At 68.1% G+C, this 21,739-nt stretch carries 18 protein-coding genes; 8 read left to right on the top strand and 10 right to left on the bottom strand.

The features are described from left to right. The first annotated feature begins 42 nt into the window (after positions 1–42). A complete protein-coding gene (gene hrpB, locus ABNQ38_RS22025) occupies positions 43–2,607 on the top strand; it encodes an ATP-dependent helicase HrpB (protein WP_377808045.1) in 2,565 nt (854 codons plus the stop codon). A 101-nt stretch (positions 2,608–2,708) separates the two neighbouring features. On the opposite strand, the gene ABNQ38_RS22030 is transcribed toward hrpB, so the two are convergent. The 3 genes from ABNQ38_RS22030 to ABNQ38_RS22040 all read right to left on the bottom strand — a co-directional run bounded on the left by ABNQ38_RS22030 (position 2,709) and on the right by ABNQ38_RS22040 (position 5,582). After that, on the bottom strand, positions 2,709–3,743 hold the full coding sequence (locus ABNQ38_RS22030) for an MBL fold metallo-hydrolase (protein ID WP_377808046.1): 1,035 nt from the start codon (positions 3,741–3,743) through the stop codon (positions 2,709–2,711). Positions 3,744–3,745: 2 nt separating this feature from the next. Then, positions 3,746–4,405 carry a peroxiredoxin gene (locus ABNQ38_RS22035; RefSeq protein WP_377808047.1) on the bottom strand — a complete coding sequence of 220 codons (660 nt, stop codon included), beginning with the start codon at positions 4,403–4,405 and terminating at the stop codon, positions 3,746–3,748. 136 nt (positions 4,406–4,541) lie between these two features. Continuing rightward, on the bottom strand, positions 4,542–5,582 hold the full coding sequence (locus ABNQ38_RS22040; RefSeq protein ID WP_377808048.1) for a helix-turn-helix domain-containing protein: 1,041 nt from the start codon (positions 5,580–5,582) through the stop codon (positions 4,542–4,544). 395 nt (positions 5,583–5,977) lie between these two features. Here ABNQ38_RS22040 and lepA point away from each other — a divergent pair, with 395 nt between their 5' ends. Next, the gene (gene lepA, locus ABNQ38_RS22045; protein WP_377808049.1) at positions 5,978–7,780 is read left to right on the top strand and encodes a translation elongation factor 4; all 1,803 of its coding nucleotides are present in this window, start codon (positions 5,978–5,980) and stop codon (positions 7,778–7,780) included. A 160-nt stretch (positions 7,781–7,940) separates the two neighbouring features. Beyond that, a complete protein-coding gene (locus tag ABNQ38_RS22050) occupies positions 7,941–8,480 on the top strand; it encodes a hypothetical protein (RefSeq protein WP_377808050.1) in 540 nt (179 codons plus the stop codon). 68 nt (positions 8,481–8,548) lie between these two features. Here ABNQ38_RS22050 and ABNQ38_RS22055 read toward each other — a convergent pair whose 3' ends face one another. Together ABNQ38_RS22055 and ABNQ38_RS22060 are read right to left on the bottom strand one after the other, a co-directional pair. Then, positions 8,549–9,637, bottom strand: a complete 1,089-nt coding sequence (locus ABNQ38_RS22055; RefSeq protein ID WP_377808051.1) for an asparaginase — start codon at positions 9,635–9,637, stop codon at positions 8,549–8,551. A 51-nt stretch (positions 9,638–9,688) separates the two neighbouring features. Continuing rightward, entirely contained in the window at positions 9,689–9,925 is a 237-nt protein-coding gene (locus ABNQ38_RS22060; protein ID WP_377808053.1) for a hypothetical protein, read from the bottom strand. Between the two features lie 158 nt (positions 9,926–10,083). Between ABNQ38_RS22060 and ABNQ38_RS22065 the strand changes: the two genes are divergently transcribed. The 3 genes from ABNQ38_RS22065 (at position 10,084) to ABNQ38_RS22075 (ending at position 13,825) form a co-directional block, all read left to right on the top strand. Then, the gene (locus tag ABNQ38_RS22065; RefSeq protein ID WP_377808054.1) at positions 10,084–11,028 is read left to right on the top strand and encodes a LysR substrate-binding domain-containing protein; all 945 of its coding nucleotides are present in this window, start codon (positions 10,084–10,086) and stop codon (positions 11,026–11,028) included. Continuing rightward, complete coding sequence (locus ABNQ38_RS22070) at positions 11,025–11,972, top strand: SH3 domain-containing protein (protein ID WP_377808055.1); 948 nt, start codon at positions 11,025–11,027, stop codon at positions 11,970–11,972. The genes ABNQ38_RS22065 and ABNQ38_RS22070 overlap by 4 nt, the downstream gene beginning before the upstream one ends. A gap of 62 nt (positions 11,973–12,034) precedes the next feature. Next, complete coding sequence (locus tag ABNQ38_RS22075; RefSeq protein WP_377808056.1) at positions 12,035–13,825, top strand: DUF3369 domain-containing protein; 1,791 nt, start codon at positions 12,035–12,037, stop codon at positions 13,823–13,825. A gap of 45 nt (positions 13,826–13,870) precedes the next feature. Here the strand turns inward: ABNQ38_RS22075 and ABNQ38_RS22080 are convergent, their stop codons facing one another. From ABNQ38_RS22080 to rpmI, 5 genes are all read right to left on the bottom strand, one after another. Further along, a complete protein-coding gene (locus tag ABNQ38_RS22080; protein ID WP_377808057.1) occupies positions 13,871–14,284 on the bottom strand; it encodes a response regulator in 414 nt (137 codons plus the stop codon). A 373-nt stretch (positions 14,285–14,657) separates the two neighbouring features. Beyond that, positions 14,658–17,069 (bottom strand): phenylalanine--tRNA ligase subunit beta, encoded by a 2,412-nt coding sequence (gene pheT / locus ABNQ38_RS22085; protein WP_377808058.1) that lies wholly within the window; start codon positions 17,067–17,069, stop codon positions 14,658–14,660. Between the two features lie 12 nt (positions 17,070–17,081). Next, positions 17,082–18,149, bottom strand: a complete 1,068-nt coding sequence (gene pheS / locus ABNQ38_RS22090) for a phenylalanine--tRNA ligase subunit alpha (protein WP_377808059.1) — start codon at positions 18,147–18,149, stop codon at positions 17,082–17,084. A 135-nt stretch (positions 18,150–18,284) separates the two neighbouring features. Further along, complete coding sequence (rplT, locus tag ABNQ38_RS22095; RefSeq protein WP_098740681.1) at positions 18,285–18,656, bottom strand: 50S ribosomal protein L20; 372 nt, start codon at positions 18,654–18,656, stop codon at positions 18,285–18,287. Positions 18,657–18,691: 35 nt separating this feature from the next. Beyond that, positions 18,692–18,892 (bottom strand): 50S ribosomal protein L35, encoded by a 201-nt coding sequence (gene rpmI / locus ABNQ38_RS22100; protein WP_012975158.1) that lies wholly within the window; start codon positions 18,890–18,892, stop codon positions 18,692–18,694. A gap of 519 nt (positions 18,893–19,411) precedes the next feature. Between rpmI and ABNQ38_RS22105 the strand changes: the two genes are divergently transcribed. Together ABNQ38_RS22105 and ubiB are read left to right on the top strand one after the other, a co-directional pair. Beyond that, positions 19,412–20,188: a class I SAM-dependent methyltransferase gene (locus ABNQ38_RS22105; RefSeq protein ID WP_109049679.1), complete on the top strand. Its 777-nt coding sequence runs from the start codon at positions 19,412–19,414 to the stop codon at positions 20,186–20,188. A gap of 6 nt (positions 20,189–20,194) precedes the next feature. After that, positions 20,195–21,733, top strand: coding sequence for a 2-polyprenylphenol 6-hydroxylase (gene ubiB / locus ABNQ38_RS22110; protein WP_377808060.1), 1,539 nt, complete (start codon positions 20,195–20,197; stop codon positions 21,731–21,733). Positions 21,734–21,739: the final 6 nt, after the last annotated feature.

Below are 21,739 nucleotides of genomic sequence, written 5' to 3' on the forward strand. Positions count from 1 at the left end.
AGCATTGCCTTTCCCGCCGGTTCGCGGCAGCAGACTCCCCCCATGAGCAAGCCCGCCTTCCCCGCCCTCCCCATCGATCCCGTCCTGCCCGCCCTCCTGGAGGCGCTGGACAGCCGCGGCACCGCCGTGTTGCAAGCCCCGCCCGGCGCCGGCAAGACCACCCGCGTGCCGCTGGCCCTGCTGGAGGCCGCTTGGGCAAAGAGCCGCAAGATCCTGGTGCTGGAGCCGCGGCGCCTCGCCGCCCGCGCCGCCGCCCGCCGGATGGCGTCGATGCTGGGGGAGGCGGTGGGCGAGACCGTCGGCTACCGCGTCCGCCTGGACACCAAGGTCGGCCCGAAGACGCGGATCGAGGTGGTGACCGACGGCCTGTTCCTGCGCCAGCTTCAGGAGGACCCGGAGCTTCCCGCCGTCGGCGCCGTCCTGTTCGACGAGTTCCACGAGCGCGGCATCGACAGCGACCTCGCCCTCGCCCTGGTGCAGGAGGCGCGCGGCGCGCTGCGCGACGACCTGCGCCTCGTCGTGATGTCGGCGACGCTCGACGCCGCCCCGGTCGCCGCCCTTCTCGCGGACACGCAGGGCCCGGCCCAGATGGTGACCAGCGAGGGCCGCGCCTACCCGGTCGAGACCCGCCACCTCGACGCCCCCACACAGGGCACCCGCATTGAGGATGCGGTGGCCGCCGCCGTCCGCCGCGCCCTGCGCGAGGAGCCCGGCAACGCCCTGGTCTTCCTGCCCGGCGTCGGCGAGATCCGCCGCGTCCAGTCCCTGCTCGACCAGTCCGACCTCGGCCCGAACACTGTCATCGCCCCGCTCTATGGCGACCTGTCGGCCGAGGCGCAGGACCGCGCCATCGGCCCCACCCCGCCCGGCCAGCGCAAGATCGTGCTGGCGACCTCCATTGCCGAGACCAGCCTGACCATCGAGGGCATCCGCATCGTGGTGGACAGCGGGCTGATGCGGGTTCCGCGCTTCGACCCGCGCGGCGGCATGACCCGTCTGGCGACGGTGAAGGTCAGCCAGGCCTCGGCCGAGCAGCGCCGCGGCCGTGCCGGCCGTCTGGAACCCGGCGTCTGTTACCGCCTGTGGCCGGAGGCGACGCACAAGGCGCTGGCCCCCTTCACCACGCCGGAGATCGCCGACGCCGACCTCGCCCCGCTGGCGCTGGAGCTTGCGGTGTGGGGAGTCTCCGACCCCGCCACCCTGTCCTGGCTCGACCAGCCGCCGGCCGCGGCGATGGCCCAGGCGCGCGAGCTGCTGACCGGCCTCGGCGCGCTCGACAAATCAGGCGCCATCACCCCGCACGGCCGCCGCATGGCCGGCTTCGGCGTGCATCCGCGTCTGGCCCACATGATGCTGGCCGGCAAGGCGATGGGACAGGGTGCGCTCGCCTGTCTGGTCGCGGCCCTGCTGGGCGAGCGCGACATCGTCCGCGCCCAGCCCGGCTTCCGCGACGCCGACCTGCGCCTGCGCGTCGACCTGCTGCGCGGCGAGGAACGCGGCGGCCATGGCGCGGCGCGCGGCCTCAGCGTCGACCGCGGCGGGGCGCAGCAGGCGGTGAAGCAGGCCCGGCAGTGGCGCCGCCAGCTTGGCGTGCGCGACGACGACGCGATGGACTCGCATGCCGTCGGCCTGCTGGTGGCGCTGGCCTATCCCGACCGCATCGGCCAGCGCCGCCCCGGAGGCCAACCGGGCGGAGTTGCGGCGCAGTATCGCCTGTCGGGCGGGCGCGGCGCCTATTTCCAGCAGGCCGAGCCGCTGTCGGCCGAGGAGTGGCTCGCCATCGCCGACCTCGACGGCGCCGCCCGCGAATCGCGCATCTTCCTGGCCGCCCCGGTCACGCTGGCCGATCTGGAGGAGAGCTTCGCCGACGACATCCGCGCGGAGACCATCGTCGCCTGGGACGCGCGCGAGCAGACGGTGCTGGCGCGCCGCCGCCGCATGCTGTTCGCCCTGATCCTGAAGGACGAGAAGCTGGCCAAGCCGCCGGCCGAGGCGATGGTTGCCGCGATGATCGAGGGCATCCGCGCGCTCGGCCCAAGCTGCCTGCCCTGGACCGACGAGCTGCGCAAATGGCGCACCCGCGTGATGTTCCTGCGCACCCGCGAGGGCGACGCCCACGGCTGGCCTGACCTGTCCGACGCCGCCCTGATGGACGGTCTGGAGGATTGGCTGGCCCCCTTCCTCGACGGCGTGTCGCGCCGCGCCCATCTGGAGCGCATCGACCTGTCGAGCGCGCTGCGCGCCCTTCTGCCCTGGGAGCTCAAGACCCGCCTGGACGCCGAGGCCCCGACCCACGTCGAGGTGCCGAGCGGCTCCCGCGTCCCCATCGACTATGACGGCGAGGAGCCGGTGCTGGCGGTGCGCTTGCAGGAGATGTTCGGCTTGGCCGAGACCCCGCGCATCGCCGGCGGCCGGGTGCCTGTGCTGCTGCACCTGCTGTCCCCCGCCCGCCGCCCGGTCCAGGTCACCCGCGACCTCGCGAGCTTCTGGGCCAACGCCTACAAGGCGGTGAAGGCGGATTTGAAGGGCCAGTACCCGAAACACTACTGGCCCGACAACCCGCTGGAGGCCGAACCGACCGCGCGGGCGAAGCCGAGGGGGCGGTAACCCATTCCTGCGCCGAAGGCGTGGGAATGGTGAGCATTCCCACAAGACTCCCAAACCACATGGCCCCCGTCGGCTGCATCGGTGAGAATGCCTGCACTGGGTCAGCCACTTGCCTCCAGCGCGCGCCCGGCCTCCCGCCACGCTGCGATGCCGCCGTCGAGTGCCGTTGCGCGCATATAGCCGAGTTCGCGCAGGGTGGCGGCGGCGAGGATCGATATCTTGCCGAATTCGCAGCAGGTGATGATCCGTACCGTCGGGTCGGGCAGTTCGGTATTCACGCGAAGCTCCAGCTGTCCGCGGGGCAGGTGCTTTGCGCTGCTGATGTGCCCCGCCTCGTAGGCGTCCTTCTCGCGAAGATCGATCACCACGAAGTCGCGGCTGTTGCCGCCCAGACGGCTGTCAAGCTCATCCATCGACATGAAGGGCACGCCAGACGCCGCCTCGGACAGGAGTTGGGCGACGGTCTTGCCGCCGCTCATGTTGGTGCGCAGCGCTTCGGTCAGATGGGTGGGCGCTGCCAGATCGAGAGAGCGCATCATCGCCACGAAGGCCGTCCGCTCGGTCTTCTGCAGGCGGGGATTTGATGCGATCTCGTCGGCGATGGTCGAATGATCGCGGCCCTTGTAATCATGGCCTGGGTAAACCAGAGTCTCGCCCGGCAGTTTGAGCACCTTGCCAAACAGGCTTTCATGGAGGTCGTGCGGATCGCCCGTCGGCAGATCCGTCCGCCCCGTCCCGCCGATCAGCAGCGTATCGCCAGTGAAGATCCGGTCCTCCATGACCAGACACAGGGAATCACGCGTATGCCCCGGCGTGTGCATCGCCTTGATCTTGAGGCGGCCGGCGATCAGCATGTCGCCGTCGTCGAGCCGCAGGCCTGCATGAGGTGCAGGGCTCAGCCGGTGCATCACCACCGGCACCTCAAGCGCCTTGCCAAGTTGACGGGTGGCCGAGAAATGGTCCGCGTGCGTGTGCGTGTCGACCAGATAGCGAAGCGTCAGCCCATGCTTCGACAGATATCCGCGATAATGGTGGGCGAGGCTGAGTTCGGGGTCAATCAGCACAGCGGCGCAGGAAGTCTCGCAGCCGATGAGGTAAGAGCGGCATCCGCCCGCCGCAAAGGTCTCGAACAACATGGCTATTGCGGCTGCGGCACGAGCCGCAGGTAGGGGCGCGGCGCTTCCCAGCCGTCCGGATAGATGGTCCTGGCTTCGTCGTCCGAGACGGAGCCGGCAATGATCACCTTGTCCCCCCGCTGCCAATTCACAGGGGTCGCCACACGGTGCTTCGCGGTCAGTTGCAGGGAATCCAGCACCCGCAGGATCTCGTCGAAATTGCGGCCCGTTGTCATCGGATAGCTGATCATCAGCTTGATCCGCTTGTCAGGCCCGACGATGAAGACCGTGCGGACTGTCGCGTTGTCCGCCGCCGTGCGACCGTCGGAACCGCCTTCGATCTCGGCCGGAAGCATGTTGTAGAGCTTGGCCACGGCGAGGCCGGTGTCGCCGATCATCGGATAATTGGGGGCGGTCCCTTGCGTCTCGGCGATGTCCTGCGCCCATCTGGCATGGTTGGCGACCGGGTCGACGCTGAGGCCGATGATCTTGGTGTTGCGCTTGTCAAATTCCGGCTTCAGCTTCGCCATGTAGCCGAGTTCGGTGGTGCAGACCGGCGTGAAGTCCTTGGGGTGGGAAAACAGGATCGCCCAGCCATCGCCGATCCAGTCGTGGAAGTTGATCGTTCCCTCGGTGGTCTCGGCCGTGAAGTTCGGCGCCTCGGCGTTGATGCGCAGTGTCATTCCCCGGTTCCTTTCATTGTGCTTGAGCCGGACCGGATGTCTTCGACAGGCATCCCCCGGCCGGATCGCGCCGGCGCGTCACGACGGTGGGCGGGTGGGCGCATGTCGTCATCCTAGGAACCGTTCCGGTGACTGACTATGCGATTCCGGCATGAATTGAGCGAACCATCCTTCTGGCCCGCCCTGCACCGCGCCGCAGGGTTTCGGACGGGCGTTCTCCAAAGCGGATCCGATAGGCCTGGGCAAAGCGGCCGAGTTCCCAAAAGCCGTAATGCATGGCGACACCGGTGACGTTCGTTGCCGCCGGGTCGGACGTCAGCAATGTCTGGCGGACAAGATCAAGGCGGCGCCCGCGTGCATAGTGCATGGCGCTCTGCCCGAGAAACTCCTGGCAGGCAAGATTGAGCGTTCTCTGAGCCACACCGGTCGCGGCGCAGATGGCGGATAGCGACAGCATCTCCTCCGGACACTCCCGCAAGGCCTGCTCGAAGCGCGCAACGATCTGGCGGTGACGCCCGAGAGCGCCCCTGTCCTGCCTGAGCCTGCCCTGGGTCAGGCAGGTCAGCAGGGTCTCCATGATCGTTCCGGCCAATGCAATGGCCGGTTTCGGCGTTTCGAGAATCCAGGGAGCATCCCTCGCCAGGCGTGCCGTGTCGTTCATCAGGGCAATGAGCCGGGCCATCGCCATCTCGGGCACCTGGAACATCCGGTCATCATTCAATGGCACAGTGGGGTCGACTCCAGTCACCTGCCGGCCCTGCGTGGCCAGCACGTCGAAGGGAGCCGCGATGATCCCGAACGCCCAGGGCATTCCTGATGGAGAGGAGGTGGCGGTCTGCTCGGCGGGACGGAAATGGAAGATCTGCTGCCAACCGAGCGTCCAGCCTGAAACGCGGCGCACGATGGCGGGCTCGGTGGCAAACATGAAGGTGTGAACGTTCGCGATCCCGGCGGTCTGCGGAATCCCCTGGGCGAAACAACCGATGCCGACGCTGATCTGGTCGAGCGTCGCGCGCGCGAACGTACCATGGAAGGTCCTGCGGACCGTCCTGACGGGATAGGGGCCGGCGGTGCCGGGGTCGATGGCACTCACGGCCCGCGCCATTGCGGCCGGATCGGAGAAAGTGCCGAAATAGCTTCGGGGAGGCGCGGAAGTGGGGTCCGGGTCCGGCTTCATGACGACACTGGCATCGCAAGGCCCTCCCCACGTCACCGACGGCGATCTTGAACGCTTGGCAATGCGCACCGCCGGAGCGCGAGAGGAGGGGCGCCCGACGGAACCTTCAGCTTTGGCCAATAGTTTTGCGCGGAGCGTACGGTGATCGGCCACATCTGCCTAGCCATCGCGCGGAAGTACCACTCCGGCGGGAAGCGGGTACGAAAGCGCCAGGAAGGAGTCTGCCCCCACCCCGACCGCCCCCAATGGAACACTGAATGCTCCGCCGAAAAACGTTCCATCCCGTTCCATCCGCCCCGCCCCAGCGGCGCCGCGCCGCCCGCCGACACACCATCATTGCGCCCATCCCCCGTCCGCCCTATGTTCCCGGCAAACTCTCGCTTGTCTGGGCCCCGATGACTGACCTCTCGCACATCCGCAATTTCTCGATCATCGCCCACATCGACCATGGCAAGTCGACCCTTGCCGACCGGTTGATCCAGCAGTGCGGCGGCCTCGACGCGCGCGAGATGCGCGAGCAGGTGCTCGACAGCATGGACATCGAGCGCGAGCGCGGCATCACCATCAAGGCCCAGACCGTCCGCCTGCTCTACAAGGCGGAGGACGGCAAGCAGTACACGCTGAACCTGATGGACACCCCCGGCCACGTCGACTTCGCCTATGAGGTCAGCCGCAGCTTGGCCGCCTGCGAGGGCTCGATCCTGGTGGTCGACGCCTCCCAGGGTGTCGAGGCGCAGACGCTCGCCAACGTCTATCAGGCGATCGACAACAACCACGAGATCATCCCGGTCCTCAACAAGATCGACCTGCCCGCCGCCGAGCCGGCGCGGATCAAGCAGCAGATCGAGGACGTGATCGGGCTCGACGCCTCCGACGCGGTGGAGATCTCGGCCAAGTCCGGCCTCAACATCGGCGCGGTGCTGGAGGCGGTGGTCAAGCGCCTGCCGCCGCCCAAGGGCGATGCCGACGCCCCGCTGAAGGCCCTGCTGGTCGACAGCTGGTACGACCCCTATCTCGGCGTCGTCATTCTGGTCCGCGTCGTCGACGGCGTCCTGAAGGTGAACCAGAAGGTGCGCTTCATGGCCGCCGGCTCGGCCCACGATGTCGACCGCGTCGGCGTCTTCACGCCGAAGGCGCTGCTGACCGGCGAACTGCGGCCGGGCGAGATGGGCTTCATCACCGCCGCGATCAAGGACATCACCCAGACCAAGGTCGGCGACACCATCACCGACGAGCGCAAGCCGGCCGCCGAGGCGCTGGAAGGCTTCAAGCCCTCCGTGCCGGTGGTGTGGTGCGGCCTGTTCCCGGTCGATGCCGCCGATTTCGAGCGGCTGCGCGACAGCTTGGGCAAGCTGAAGCTGAACGACGCCAGCTTCCATTACGAGGCGGAGACGTCGGCGGCGCTGGGCTTCGGCTTCCGTTGCGGCTTCCTCGGCCTGCTGCATCTGGAGATCATCCAGGAGCGGCTGGAGCGCGAGTTCAACCTCGACCTCATCACCACCGCCCCCTCGGTGGTCTACAAGCTGACGATGACCGACGGGACGGTGCGGGACCTGCACAACCCGGCCGACATGCCCGACGTGATGCGGATCGACCACATCGAGGAGCCGTGGATCAAGGCCACCATCATGCTGCCCGACGAGTATCTCGGCGGCGTCCTCCAGCTGTGCACCGAGCGGCGCGGCCAGCAGATCGAGCTGACCTATGCCGGCGCCCGCGCCATGCTGGTCTATCGCCTGCCGCTGAACGAGGTGGTCTTCGACTTCTACGACCGGCTGAAGTCGATCAGCCGCGGCTATGCCAGCTTCGACTACCAGATGGACAGCTATGAGGAAGGCGACCTCGTGAAGCTGTCGATCCTGGTGAATGCCGAGCCGGTCGATGCCCTGTCGATGATCGTCCACCGCAGCCAGTCCGAACGCCGCGGCCGCCAGCTCTGCGAACGGCTGAAGGAGCTGATCCCGCGCCAGCTGTTCAAGATCGCCGTCCAGGCCGCCATCGGCGGCAAGATCATCGCCCGCGAGAGCATCAGCGCCATGCGCAAGGACGTGACCGCCAAGTGCTATGGCGGCGACATCAGCCGCAAGCGCAAGCTGCTGGACAAGCAGAAGGAAGGCAAGAAGCGCATGCGCCAGTTCGGGCAGGTCGAAATCCCGCAGAGCGCCTTCATCGCCGCGCTCAAGATGGGCGACGAGTGAGGAAAACGGACAAGGCGGGCTCAGGCCCGCCTTTTTTGTATACCGCGGCGATTCCGTACAACCTTGCGCAACAAAACGGCCGTTCGGGTGTCATCACACCCAGGACGGTGCCGCTTCTGCGCGGCGCCTCCCCTGTTGTGGTTCAATCCGGGAGGATGACATGCGCAAGTTTCTCGCCGCCGCGGTTCCGGCCCTGATGCTGATGGCCGTTGCCGCGCCCGGCCATGCCCAGACCAGCGGTTCCGCCAGGTCCAACGCCGCCGCCAACGGCACGATGGACACCGGCGCCCGCGACGTCCAGGCCAGCCGGGACATGATCGGCAAGCGGGTGGTCCACCGCCATGGCGGCCCCGTCGCCGGCACCATCCAGAACGTCACCACCGGCGCCGACGGCCAGACCATGGTCGAACTGAAGCTGGCCAAGTCCGGCCAGACCGTCATGCTGCCCCCGGCCTCCTTCGAACGGCGCGGCAAACAGGTCGTCGTCATGCAGGACCAGACGGAGCTTCAGCAGCTCGCCCAGTACAGCAGCCAGGCCAACACCGGCTACGGCAGTTCGACCGGCGGCGCCATGGGCGGCCAGATGGGGAGCGGTTCGATGGGCGGCTCGATGAACGGTGGCATGGGCTCCGGTTCGATGAACCAGGGTACGATGAACCGCGGCACCATGGCCCCGGCCCAGCCCGGCATGGGCCAGTAAGGGCGGACCTTCAAGCCAGTGCCGGAGGCGGACCGCCCACGCGGCCCCCGCCTCCGCACAGGCGCGTCTCAGACCTCGATCACCGTCAGTTCGCCGGCCTGCGGCACCGGCATCGCCGCCTTGACCGCCGCGGCGTCCAGCCCGGCGGCGAACAGGCAGACCAGCTTGGCGTAGCTGGCTTCCGGCGTCATGTCATAGGCGCCGACCGCCCCCACGGCGCCGAGGCCTGTGGCATAGGCGCCGGGCAGCACCGCCCCGCGCTGCACCTGGGTGTTGTCCATCAGCACGACCCCGGCCTTCACCGCCGCCGACAGCGTGTCCAGGAAGTCCGGATCGGTCGAGCCGTTGCCCTCGCCATAGGCCAGCACGATCGCCCCCTTCGCCGCCGGGCTGGTGCCGGTCAGCATCGCCGACACCGTGCTGGCACGGATGCCGGGATAGAGCCACAGCATGACGACGGAGAAGCTCGCCAGCGCCGCCGGCAGGGCGTCCAGCGCCGCCATCCGCTTTGCCCGGTTGTCCGGCTCGGCCAGCGAGACGACGGTGTCCGGCATCGGCAGCCAATGCGGCTCGTTGCGGGCGACCACGCTGCCGATGGTGGCGAGCGGCGGGAAGTTGGGGGAATCGAAGCCGGCGAAGCGGTTGGCGTCGACCTTCGACGACCGGTTGCCGCGCAGCAGCTTGGTGTCGAAATAGACGCAGACTTCCGGCACCGGCAGGGTTCCGGCCGCCACGATGGCGCCGACCAGATTGGCCGGCGCGTCGCTCAGCGTGAAGGACAGCGGCACCTGCGATCCGCTGAACACCACCGGCTTCGACAGGCCGGGCAGCAGGAAGGACAGGGCCGACGCGCTGTAGGCCATGCTGTCGGTGCCGTGCAGCACGACGAAGCCGTCATACTGGTCGTAGACCGACAGCAGCCGCCGGGCGATGGCGACCCAGTCCGCCGGCGTCATGTTGGCACTGTCGAGCGTGCGGTCGAACCAGTCCATGGTCCAGGTCAGGTCCGGATAATCCTTCACCCGGTGGTCCGACAGGCCGGGCACCGACAGGGCCAGCTTTTCGAACTCCATGCCCGGCACCGGCGCCAGCGCCCCGTTGGGATTGGTCACGCACCCGATGGTGCCCCCGGTGTACAGCACATAGACCCGCGCCATCGCCCACTCCTGCCGGCATAGTTATCGGCGGCAGGATAGGCTGCGGCCCGCCTACTTCTCAAGACGCTGGCGGCCCGGAGGTGTGGGCGGTGTCCAGACCGGCGACCGCACCGACGACGGCGCGTGATCAACGGTCAGCCGATGACCCAGCGCGGACATGCCCGAGGGCAGCGGATTGTAGGCGAGGCGGAAGCGCCGCGGTTCCGGCACGGCCGGGGTCGGGATGGCGGGCGGCTCCATGCGGGCGGCACCGAGAACCGTGCCGGTCCAGGCGGCGAACAGCGACATGATCGAAAACTCCAAAGGGGTCGGAGGCCGACAATGGGGGGTGCGCCAATCCCTTGGAAACGAATAGGCATTATGGTGTCATCACGATTCGTAATGACCGCGCCGTTGCGGACGGGCCGGCTCTCTGCTTGAATAAGCGGCAACTTCCGGTTCCCCGAATGCCCGCCAATCTCGATACCGACCTGCTGCGCGCCTTCGTCGCCGTGGCCGACAGCGCCAGCTTCACCCGCGCCGGGGAAAGGCTGGGCCGCACCCAGGCGGCGGTCAGCCAGCAGGTGCGCCGGCTGGAGGACACGGTGGGCAAGCGCGTGTTCGAACGCGACACTCACGGCGTGCGCATGACCCGCGACGGCGAGGTGCTGCTGGCCTATGCCCGGCGCATGCTGACCCTGAACGACGAGGTGCTGGCGCTGATGCACCGCAGCCCGACGGTGGCGAGCGTGCGCATCGGCACGCCCGACGATTACGCCACCATGCTGCTGCCGGAGATCCTGGCCCGCTTCAACGCCGCCTATCCCGACGTGATGGTCGAGGTCGTCTGCGACAACAGCCCCGATCTGGTGGCGGAGATCGAGAAGGGCCGCTACGACCTGGCGCTGATCACCCGCAAGGCCGGCGAGGCCGGTGGCGAGCTGGTGCGGCAGGAGCCGGTGTCCTGGGTCGCCCCGCCGCTCGACCCCGCGTCGCCGCTGCCGGGCTACCGTCCGGTGGAAAGCCTCGATCCGCTGCCGCTGGCGCTGTTTCCCAAGGGCTGCGTCGTACGCGACATCGCCGTCGCCGCCCTGGACGGGATGGGGCGCGACTGGCGCGTCGCCTTCACCAGCAAGAGTGTCGTCGCCGTCCATGGCGCGGTGATGGGCGGGCTGGGGGTGACGGCGATGGAGGCCTGCACCGTCCCGCCCAGCCTGCGCCGTATCGGTGCGGCGGAGGGCTTTCCCGACCTGCCGGACGTCGACATCGCCCTGCACCGCGCCCGCGGCATGGCGCCGAAGCCGGTGCGGCTGCTGGCCGACGCGATCCACGACCTCGTCGGCAGCCAGTTGCTGGGTCGCCGGAAGCCGCCGCTTGCCTCACAGGTGACTGCCAAGGAAGCCACCCAATGATCGCCGTGCCGCCCCGTTGCCTCCTCCCGGCGCTCGCCCTTGTCCTCGCCTGTGCAGGCACCGTTGCTGCAACCCCGCCGGCATGGGCGCAGAGCCCCGTCGCCATCGGCGCCCCGCTGACCGGCGAGGTGGTGCTGAACCGCGACATCGAGGTGCGGATCGGCCCCAGCGAGGATGCCCGCATCGTCATGACGCTGAAGCAGGGCAAGGCGCTCAATGCGCTGGGCACGCCGCGCGGCACCTATTGGACGGAGATCGCCATCGGCGGCCAGCCCATCGGCTATGTCCCTGCCGACTCGCTGGACCCGGCGCTGATGGTCACCGGCCGGCCGGCAATCGGCGGCGAAGGGCCGCGGCCGTCCAAGCCCGCCGCCAACCAGCCGGCGGACGCCACCCCACCCCACCGCAGCGCCGCAGTCGTCCCGCGGGCGGCCTGGGACAAGGCGGCGCAGACCCCGGCGGAGGGCTATGTCGTCGCCGCCGGCCCGATTTCCGCGACCGAGATCCTGGCCAACCGCAAGCGGCGCAGCTTCACCCTGCGCAAGGGCGACGTGGTGGCGCTGATCGGTGCCGCCGATGGCGAGGCGACGCTTGCCCTGCCCGCCGGCACCCGCGCCCTGGCCCCGGTCCAGGGGCTGGTCGGGGTGGCCGCCCCCTATCCCCTGCCGGGAATGCCGCCGGTCGAGCCGGGCATGCTCTACGGCATCAAGCTCGGCGAATATGTCAGCTACGCCGAGGGCTTGCGCGCCTGGAAGGAGTTCACCGCCGGGCCGGGCAGCTCCTATCGCGACCTGCCTGCGATGGTCTGGCCGGTGTTCCGCAAGGGCCGGCTGCTGTACGAGATCGGGGTCGCCCCTTTCACGCGCTTGCAGGTCGACACCGCCTGCGGCACGTTGGCGCAACGCGCGCTCGATTGTACGGTGATCGAGCTGGATACGTTTTGATGAGTGACCGCCATGCGGGCCGGCCAAGCCCGTCCTCATGACCCTTTCGCGATTGAAGAGCCATGACCGACGCCGAACCGACCGGACCTGAGGACAATCCCCGCACCGATCCGGCATCCGAGCCGGCCGACGAGGATCTGGTCTTCTTCGACGATGCCGCCCCGGAAGACGCCCCCGGAAATGGCCCCGAAGATGCCGTCGCCGGAGAGGCGCCCGGCAGCCGCTGGACCATGCTGATCGTCGATGACGAGCCGGAGGTCCATGCGATCACCAAGCTCGTCCTGTCCGACTTCGCCTTCAAGGGCCGCACGGCCCGCTTCCTGTCCGCCCATTCGGCGGCGGAGGCCCGGCGGATCCTGGCGCGGGAGAGCGACATCGCGCTGATCCTGCTCGACGTGGTGATGGAGACGGAGGATGCGGGCCTCCAGTTGGTCCACCACATCCGCGAAGAGCTGCAGAACCGCAACGTGCGCATCATCCTGCGCACCGGCCAGCCGGGACAGGCGCCGGAACGGGCGGTGATCCTCGATTACGACATCAACGACTACAAGGCGAAGACCCAGCTGACCGCCCAGCAGCTGTTCACCACCACGGTCGCGGCGCTCCGCTCCTACGAGGACATCGTGGCGATCGACGCCAACCGCCGCGGCCTGGAAAAGATCATAGAGGCGTCGTCGTCGCTGTTCCGCGCCCGCTCGATGAAGCTGTTCGCGGCCGGCGTGCTGACCCAGCTGTCGGGCCTGCTGGGGGTGGGGCCGGACGCCATCCTATGCGTGCAGCGCGGCGGTGCCAGAACCCCGGGTAGCAGCAACCCGGCGGTCGAGGCGGCAACCGGCAACCGCCTCTATGTGCTGGCCGGATCGGGCCGGTTCGAGGATCTCATCAACGAACCCGCCGCCGGCCATGTCGATCCGGCAGTGCTGACCGCGGTGACCGCCTGCCTGGAAAAGCGGGCGCATGTCTTTGCCGGCGACCATTGCACGCTCTACATCCGCACGCCGAACGACCGGGAAACGGTGGTCTACCTGCGCTCCAACCGGCCGCTGTCGGAGTTGGACCGCAAGCTGATCGAGGTGTTCTGCGGCAAAATTTCCGTCGGCTTCGACAATCTGCACCATTACGAGCAACTCTACCGCGCCCAGCAGGGCACGCTGGCGGCGCTGGCCGATCTGGCCGAGCGCGGCCGCGGCGCGCTGACCCCCGACGGGCCTGCCAAGGATGGGGCCGCCTGCACTGACATGGGCGCGGATGCGGCAGAGGACGGGGCGGAGGGCGGCCGATTCTGCCGGTTGCTGCGCATCGCCGCAATCACCGAACGGATCGCCCGCCGCCTGCATGCCGACGGTCTCTTCGCCGACACGCTGGACGAATCGACGCTGGAGATCATCGGCCTCGCGGCCATCCTGCACGACATCGGCAATGCCGCGGTCAATCCGGCGATCCTGTCGAAGCCCGGCCCGCTCGATGCGGCGGAGCGTAGCGCCATGCAGGCCCATACGGTGGCCGGCGCCAACCTGCTGAACCAGGCGAGCCATCTGGCCGACGGCCCGACCCATCTTCATCTGGGGGCGGCAGTGGCACGCTGGCACCACGAGAACTGGGATGGGACCGGCTATCCCGACGGCCGCACCGGGGCGGCGATCCCGCTGTGCGCCCGCATCGTCGCCGTTGCTGACGCCTATGACGCCATGACGCGTGACCGGCCCTATCGTCCGGCGCTGGGCCGCGATCGCGCCGTGGATGAAATCCGCCAGCTGGCCGGTCTGCGGTTCGACCCGGCGGTGGTCGATGCCTTCCTCGCCGTGCTGCCGGAGATCGACCTGCCCCGTTCCGCAGCAGGGTCGGCCCCCTGACAGGCCGGTTGCAGCAACCTCACCTTCACTCGGAATAAATCGGCCCTACCGGCTGCACAGTGCTTCGACCGCCTCGCGCAGCGGCCCGACTTGAACCGGCTTCAACAGCAGCTCGCAGCCCATGAGTTGAGCCTCGTCGCGGCGTTCTGGCGTGCTGTCGCCGGTCAGGATGATGGCCGGGACCTGTTGCCCGGTTTCGGTGCGGACACGCTCCACCACCTCGCGTCCGGTGCGGCCGGCCGGCAGGTAATGGTCGGCGATGATCAGGTTCGGCACCCGGCCCAACCCACCGAGCTGTGCCTCCAGCGCGGCGGCGCTGAGCGCCTTGACCACCTCGTACCCCCAGCCGTCCAACAGAATCGCCAGCCCTTCGACGATCGAGCGGTCGTCGTCCACCACCAGGATGAGTGGCTTGCCGGACTCCGGTTTGGTTGCCTGACCGTCGGCTGGATCAACCATAGACTTCCCCCGCTTCGTCGCTTGCAGTGTGATGGGCATTCGACTTGCCAAGGCAATGCACGCATCGCCTGTACCGTAATCGTGACATCGAAAACATCGTAGGTCCACCGGGGGCAAACAATCCTGACCCCCAATCTTCCCATAGATCAACGTCCTGACGTCAAACATTGAATTGCAACAAACAGCCTCACGGTTTTCCCTTAGCGAATGCACTCGAGATTCATCAATCAGCAATTCATCATATGATTGCGCGGTGAGCTATCGTGAAGGAGCCTTTCGTGAATCCTTCAGGTATGCCAAACGAAAAGAGCCCCCGCCGAAGCGGGGGCCCTGTCTCTTACATAACGGTGATTTCAACCCCGGAGGGTTTTTCTCAAGCGCGGAGATTTCCTCCGGTCGCCTTGACCACCTCGGCAACGATTTTCTGGCCGACAGCTTCGATCGCCTCATCGGTCAGGGTTGCGACGGTCGGCTGGTAGGTGACGGACACGGCGACCGACTTGCGACCTTCACCCACTCCCGGTCCTTCATAGACGTCGAAGACTGCGACATCCTTGACCAGCGCCTTGTCGGCGCCCTTGACGGCACGGAGGATCTTGTCGGCCTCCACCTTGCGGTCGACGACGAAAGCGAAATCGCGCTCCACCGGTTGGAAGGCGGAGAGCTGGACCATCGGCTTGGCGGTACCGCCCTTCTTCTTGGGCAGCGGCACGGCATCCAGCATCACCTCGAAGCCGACGACCGGCCCCTTGACGCCCAGCGCGTCCAGCACCGACGGATGGATCTCGCCGAAGCGGGCCATCACGGTGGGGCCGAGTCGCAGCACGCCGGAACGGCCGGGATGATACCAGCCCGGCGCATCGGTGGTGACCTGCAGGTTGCCGGCCGGGGCGCCGACCGCCTCCAGCACCGCCAGCGCATCGGCCTTGGCGTCGAACACGTCGACCCCGCGGGCCTTCTCCGACCAATGGCGCGGTACAGCCGCACCGGCACGGATGCCGGCGGCGACCGTATCCTGCCCGTCCGGCGCCGGGGTGCGGAAAGCCGCTCCGACCTCGAACAGGCGCACGTCGGCGAAACCGCGGTCGGCGTTGCGGCCGGCTGCCTGAATCAGGTTGGGCAGGACCGACGGACGCATGACGTCGAGATCGCTGCTGATCGGGTTGACCAGCCGCAGGCCCGGCTGTCCGCCGCCGAACAGCCCGGCGACCGGACCGGACAGGAAGGACCAGGTCACCGCCTCCGACAGGCCGCGGGCGGCCAGCGTGCGCTTGGCCAGCGCAACGCGGCGTTGTTTCAACGTCAGGGCCGGGCGGGTCAGCACCGTCTCGCGCGGCAGCGGCGTCGCCGGGATGGCGTCGAAGCCATGGACGCGCAGCACCTCCTCGACCAGATCGGCCTCGCCATGGACATCGGCGCGCCAGGACGGAACGCCGACAACCAGACGGCCCTCGGCATCCTCGCCCTCAAGGGAGAAGCCCAGATCGGTCAGGATCCGCTCCTGACGCTCGCGCGGCAGCTCGACGCCGCCCAGCGCCGCGACGCGGCCCGGACGCAAGCTCAGACTGCGCTTCCACTCCGGCTCGGCCCCGGCGACCACCAGTTCCGACGGCTCGCCGCCGCACAGTTCCAGGATCAGGCGGGTGGCGCGTTCCATGCCGGCGAAGACGGCTGCCGGATCGACGCCGCGCTCGAAGCGGTAGCGCGCATCCGAATCGATGCCCAGCCGGCGGCCGGTCTGCGCCGTACGCACCGGGTCGAACAGCGCCGCCTCGACGAAGACGTTGACGGTCTGCTCGGTGCAGCCGGTCGGCTCGCCGCCGACGATACCGGCCAGAGCCTCCGCCCGCTCGTCGTCGGCCACCACGGTCATGGCGCCGTCCAGCGCGTATTCCTTGCCGTTCAGCGCCGCCAGCGTCTCGCCCTCGCGGCCCATGCGGACGGTGATGTTGCCCTTCACCGTGTCGGCGTCGAAGACATGCAGCGGACGGGCGGCGTCGAAGGTCAGGTAGTTGGTGATGTCGACCAGCGCCGAGATCGGACGCAGGCCGATGGACACCAGCTTGTCCTGCAGCCACTTCGGCGACGGGCCGTTCTTCACGCCACGGATGTAGCGGCCGACGAACAGCGGGCAGGCATCGGGCACCTCGATGCTGACGCCGACCGGGCTGGCGAAGCGGCCATCCACCGGCGAGGCGTCCAGATGCCCCTCGGTCAGCGGCTTCAGCGTGCCCATGCCGGCGGCGGCGAGATCGCGGGCGATGCCGCGGATCCCGGCGCAGTCGGCGCGGTCGGGCGTCAGGTTGATGTCGATGACCGGATCGTTCAGCCCGGCATAGTCGGCGAAGCCGGCGCCGACGGGCGCGTCGTCCGGCAGCTCGATGATGCCCTCATGCTCGTCCGACAGCTTCAGCTCGCGCTTGGAGCACATCATGCCGTTCGACTCGACGCCGCGGATGACGCCCTTCTTCAGCGTGATGTCGGAACCGGGGACATAGGTCCCCTCCGGCGCGAAGACGCCCTTCATGCCGGCGCGCGCGTTCGGGGCGCCGCAGACGACCTGGAGGGTGCCGGCGCCGGTATCGACCATCAGCACGCGCAGCTTGTCGGCGTCCGGATGCTTTTCGGCGGAGACGACATGGGCGACGCGGAAGGGCGCCAACTCCTTCGACCGGTCTTGGATGCCTTCGACCTCAAGCCCGAGGGCGGTCAGCTTTTCCGTGATCTGGTCGAGCGAGGCGTCGGTCTCCAGATGGTCCTTCAGCCAGGACAGCGTGAACTTCATGGGTCCGGCTCCTTAGCGCGTCAGGCCGTGGGCGATGTTGGGAATGTCGAGGGCGGCGAAGCCGTAATGCTTCAGCCAGCGCAGGTCGGCTTCGAAGAAGGTGCGCAGGTCGGGAATGCCGTATTTCAGCATGGCGACGCGCTCCACCCCCATGCCGAAGGCGAAGCCCTGATACTTGGTGCTGTCGATGCCGCAGGCTTCCAGCACGTTCGGGTGGACCATGCCGCAGCCGAGGATTTCCAGCCAGTCGCCGTAATTGCCCAGCTTCAGCTCGCCGCCCTTGCGCGAGCAGCCGATATCGACCTCCGCCGACGGTTCGGTGAAGGGGAAGAAGCTGGGGCGGAAGCGCAGCGGCAGGTCGTCCACGTCGAAGAAGGCGCGGCAGAACTCCACGAGGCAGCCCTTCAGGTGCCCCATGTTGGTCGCCTCGTCGATGACCAGCCCCTCGATCTGGTGGAACATCGGGGTGTGGGTCATGTCGTAGTCGGAGCGGTAGGTGCGCCCCGGCGCGATGATGCGGATTGGCGGCTTGTTGTTCAGCATGGTGCGGACCTGCACCGGGCTGGTGTGGGTGCGCAGCAGCATCTTCTTCTCATCCGAATCCGGCAGATAGAAGGTGTCGTGCATGTCGCGCGCCGGGTGGCCGGGCGGGAAGTTCAGGGCGGTGAAGTTGTGGAAATCGTCCTCGATGTCCGGCCCTTCGGCGACGGAGAAGCCCATCTCGGCGAAGATGGCGATCATCTCGTCCATCGTCTGGCTGATCGGATGGATGCGCCCCTCGGTCTCGGGGCGGATCGGCAGGGTGACGTCCACGCGCTCGGCTTCCAGCCGCGCCTTCAGGTGGGCGGCGGCGAGGTCGGCCTTGCGCGCGTCGATGGCGGCGGCGATCTCGTCCTTCAGCGCGTTCAGCGCCTGACCGCGCTCCTTGCGCTCGTCGGGCGTGAGGTTCCCCAGCTCCTTCATGAAGCCGGTGATGCGCCCCTTCTTGCCGAGCGCGGAGACCCGCACCTCGTCCAGCGCCGAGAGGTCGGCGGCGGCGTTGACCTGCGACAGAAGTTCGTCTTTCAGCGCGTCGAGCATGGCGGTTCCCGGCAAGCGTGGGGAAGAAAATGGTGCAAAAAGAAAAAGGGAGCCGGCCCAGCGGCCCGGCTCCCTTCTCTTACAACTGACGCCGTGACGGCAAGCGTTCCCTGAACTCAGGAAACGCGAAGCGCGTTACGCGGCGGCCTTGGAGGCGAGCGCGGCCTGGGCCTGGTCCACCAAGGTCTTAAAGGCCTCCGGCTCGCGCGCGGCCAGATCGGACAGGACCTTGCGGTCGATCTCGATGCCGGCCAGCTTGATGCCGTTGATGAAGCGCGAGTAGGTCAGGCCGTACTGACGGACGCCGGCATTGATGCGCTGGATCCACAGGCCGCGGAAATCGCGCTTCTTGTTGCGGCGATCGCGATAGGCATAACGAAGCGCCTTCTCGACCTTCTCGACCGCAATGCGGAAATTCTTGGAGTTGCGACCCCGGTAGCCCTTGGCGAGCTTCAGGATCTTGCGGTGACGGGCGTGCGTCGTGACGCCGCGCTTAACACGAGCCATGGTTCAGTCCTTCCGAAATTCTAGATGTGCCGAGATCAGGCGTTGCGCAGCCAGTTCTTCAGCACCGTGCGGGCGTTGGAGTCGCACAGGGTCATCATGCCGCGCGCGTTGCGCTTCATGTTCGGGGACTTCTGTTCCAGGCAGTGGCGCTTGTAGGCGGCCTGAGCGCGGACCTTACCCGTGGCGGTCACCTTGAAGCGCTTCTTGGCGCCGCTCTTCGTCTTCAGCTTGGGCATTTTCGTTTCCTGGGTGGAAATGAGGCGGAATTCCAACGGACGGGTGGGCATGCCCTGAGCCTTCCGGCCCAGCCTCGCCGCCCGTGGAAGGCTGCGCTTATACGCGCGGGGACGGCGCGATGCAAGGGGGATGTGGCGGAAAGGCCCTTTGCAACGCAGCGGACCCAGGGCCCCTCTTCGGCCTTCGCGGGGATGAGGCGACGGTGTGGCAGCGCCAGTTTTGCCGGCCCCCTCCTGCGGACACGCTCTCTGTGCTAGGATTTGAGGCCTACCCCATGCGATGGAAAGCCAGATGGAACATCGACGGAAAACTGTTTCACTCTGTTCCATCCTGCATCGAACCGCCGGCCGCCGCCCAACCGCACCCCGTGGAACAGACACGCAAAACTGTTTCACGCCGTTCCATCCCCCGCACCTCCCGTCCGGCGCCCCCATCCGCCCTACACCATTCGCCGCAGCGCCTTACGCATTGCACGCCCCCGCTGGCGCATGGCCCCTGCCCGCGCTATCTTCCCGGCCATGAGCGACCGCATCCCCGACCCGCAAAAACCCGCGTCCGGTGCCGAAGGCAACTGGTTCGGCTTCACCCCCGTCGATCCGTCCGCCAAGTCCGGGCTGGTCCGCGCCGTCTTCGACAGCGTGGCGACCAACTACGACCTGATGAACGACCTGATGTCGGGCGGCATCCATCGGCTGTGGAAGGACACGCTGATGGAGATGGTGGCGCCCAAGCCGGACATGACCCTGCTCGACGTGGCGGGCGGCACCGGCGACATCGCCTTCCGCTTCCTCAAGAAGGGCGGCGGGGCTGCGGTGGTCTGCGACATCACCGAGGCGATGGTGCGGGTCGGCCGCGACCGCGCCATCGACCGCAACATCCTGTCCGGCGTGCAATGGACGGTCGGCGACGCGGAACGGCTGCCCATCGCCCCGCGCTCGGTCGACGCCTACACCATCGCCTTCGGTCTGCGCAACGTCACCCGCATCGACGAGGCGATCAAGGAGGCCCACCGGGTCCTGAAGCCGGGCGGCAAGTTCTATTGCCTGGAATTCAGCCACGTCGTGCTGCCGGTTCTGCGCGAGCTGTACGACGTCTATTCCTTCCAGGTGCTGCCCTTCATGGGCCGCGTGGTGGCGAAGGACGAGGCGAGCTACCGCTATCTGGCCGAGAGCATCCGCCGCTTCCCGCAGCAGGCCGATCTGGCCAGGCGGATCGAGGCGGCCGGCTTCGGTGCGGTGCGGGTGCGCAACCTGTCGGGCGGGATCGCCGCCATCCATTCCGGCTGGCGGATTTAAGCTCCCGTGTTCCGCATCCTGCGCAACCTGATCCGGATGGCCGTGATCGGCCGGACGGTCGCCCGTCATGATGCCCTGCCCACCAGCCTGCTCGGCACCGCCCCCGGCCTGCTCTGGCTGTGGCGCCGGGTCGCCCGCAAGGGCGTGCCCGGCCGCGAGGGCGAGCGGCTCGCCCGCGCCCTGGCCGAACTCGGCCCCACCTACATCAAGCTGGGCCAGCTGCTGTCCACCCGCTCCGATCTGGTCGGCGAGCGGATGGCGGTCGATCTGGCCGAGTTGCAGGACAAGCTGCCGCCCTTCCCCGGCCATCAGGCCCGCGCCATCGTCGAGGCGGAGTTCGGCCAGCCGGTCCAGGCGCTGTTCCAGAGCTTCGACGACAAGCCGGTCGCCGCCGCCTCCATCGCGCAGGTCCATTTCGCCGTCACCGCCGATGGACAGGAGGTGGCGGTCAAGGTGCTGCGTCCGGGCATCGAGCAGGCCTTCGAGCGCGACATCGACCTGTTCTACCGGCTGGCGGCGCTCGCCCAATGGGTCCTGCCCAGGCTGAAGCGGCTGCGCCTGACCGAAATCGTCGACACCTTCGCCCGCACCTCGCGGCTGGAGATGGATTTGCGGATGGAAGCGGCCGCCGCGTCGGAGTTGGCGTCGAACTTCAAGGACGACGACACCTTCAACGTGCCGAAGGTCGATTGGGAGCGCACCGGCGGCCGGGTGCTGACGCTGGAGCGCATCCGCGGCTACAAGGTCGACGAGCCGGCCCGCATCTCCGCCGCCGGTTTCGACCGCGACGAGATCCTGGCGATGGCCTCGGCCAGCTTCTTCAACCAGGTCTTCCGCGACGGCTTCTTCCACGCCGACCTGCATCCCGGCAACCTGTTCATCAATGAACAGGGCACCATCACCGCCGTCGATTTCGGCATCATGGGCCGGCTGGACCGCGAGACGCGCTATTACCTCGCCGACATGCTGATCGGCTTCCTGACCGGCGACTACCGCCGCGTCGCCGTCGTGCATTTCGAGGCCGGCTACGTGCCGCGCCACCAGTCGATCGAGATCTTCACCCAGGCCTGCCGCGCAATCGGCGAGCCGTTGCAGAACAAGCCGCTGGCCGACATCTCGGTCGGCCGGCTGCTGGCCCAGCTGTTCGCCGTCACCGAACAGTTCGAGATGGAGACCCAGCCGCAGCTGCTCCTCCTGCAGAAGAGCATGCTGACGGCCGAGGGCGTCGGCCGGCTGCTGAATCCCAACATCAACATGTGGGAGCTGGCCCGGCCGCTGATCGAAGAGTGGATGCGCGAGAACCGCGGTCCGGAGGCGCAGTTCATCAACGATGCCGGCGCCATCCTCTCCACCGTCCGCCGCATCCCCGCCCTGGTCAGCGAGGCGGAGCGGGTGACCCGCGACATCTCGGAAGGCGGCGTGCGGCTGCACCCGCAGACCGTCCGCCAGATGCTGAACGGCTGGGAAACCCGCCGCCGCTCGGACCGCGCCGCCCTGTGGGTGATCGCGGCCCTGCTGGCGGTGATCGCCGTTCAGATGCTGTAAGGGCCG

Origin of the sequence: Azospirillum sp. A29, assembly GCF_042604625.1 — a bacterium.
Classification (GTDB): Bacteria; Pseudomonadota; Alphaproteobacteria; order Azospirillales; family Azospirillaceae; genus Azospirillum; species Azospirillum palustre.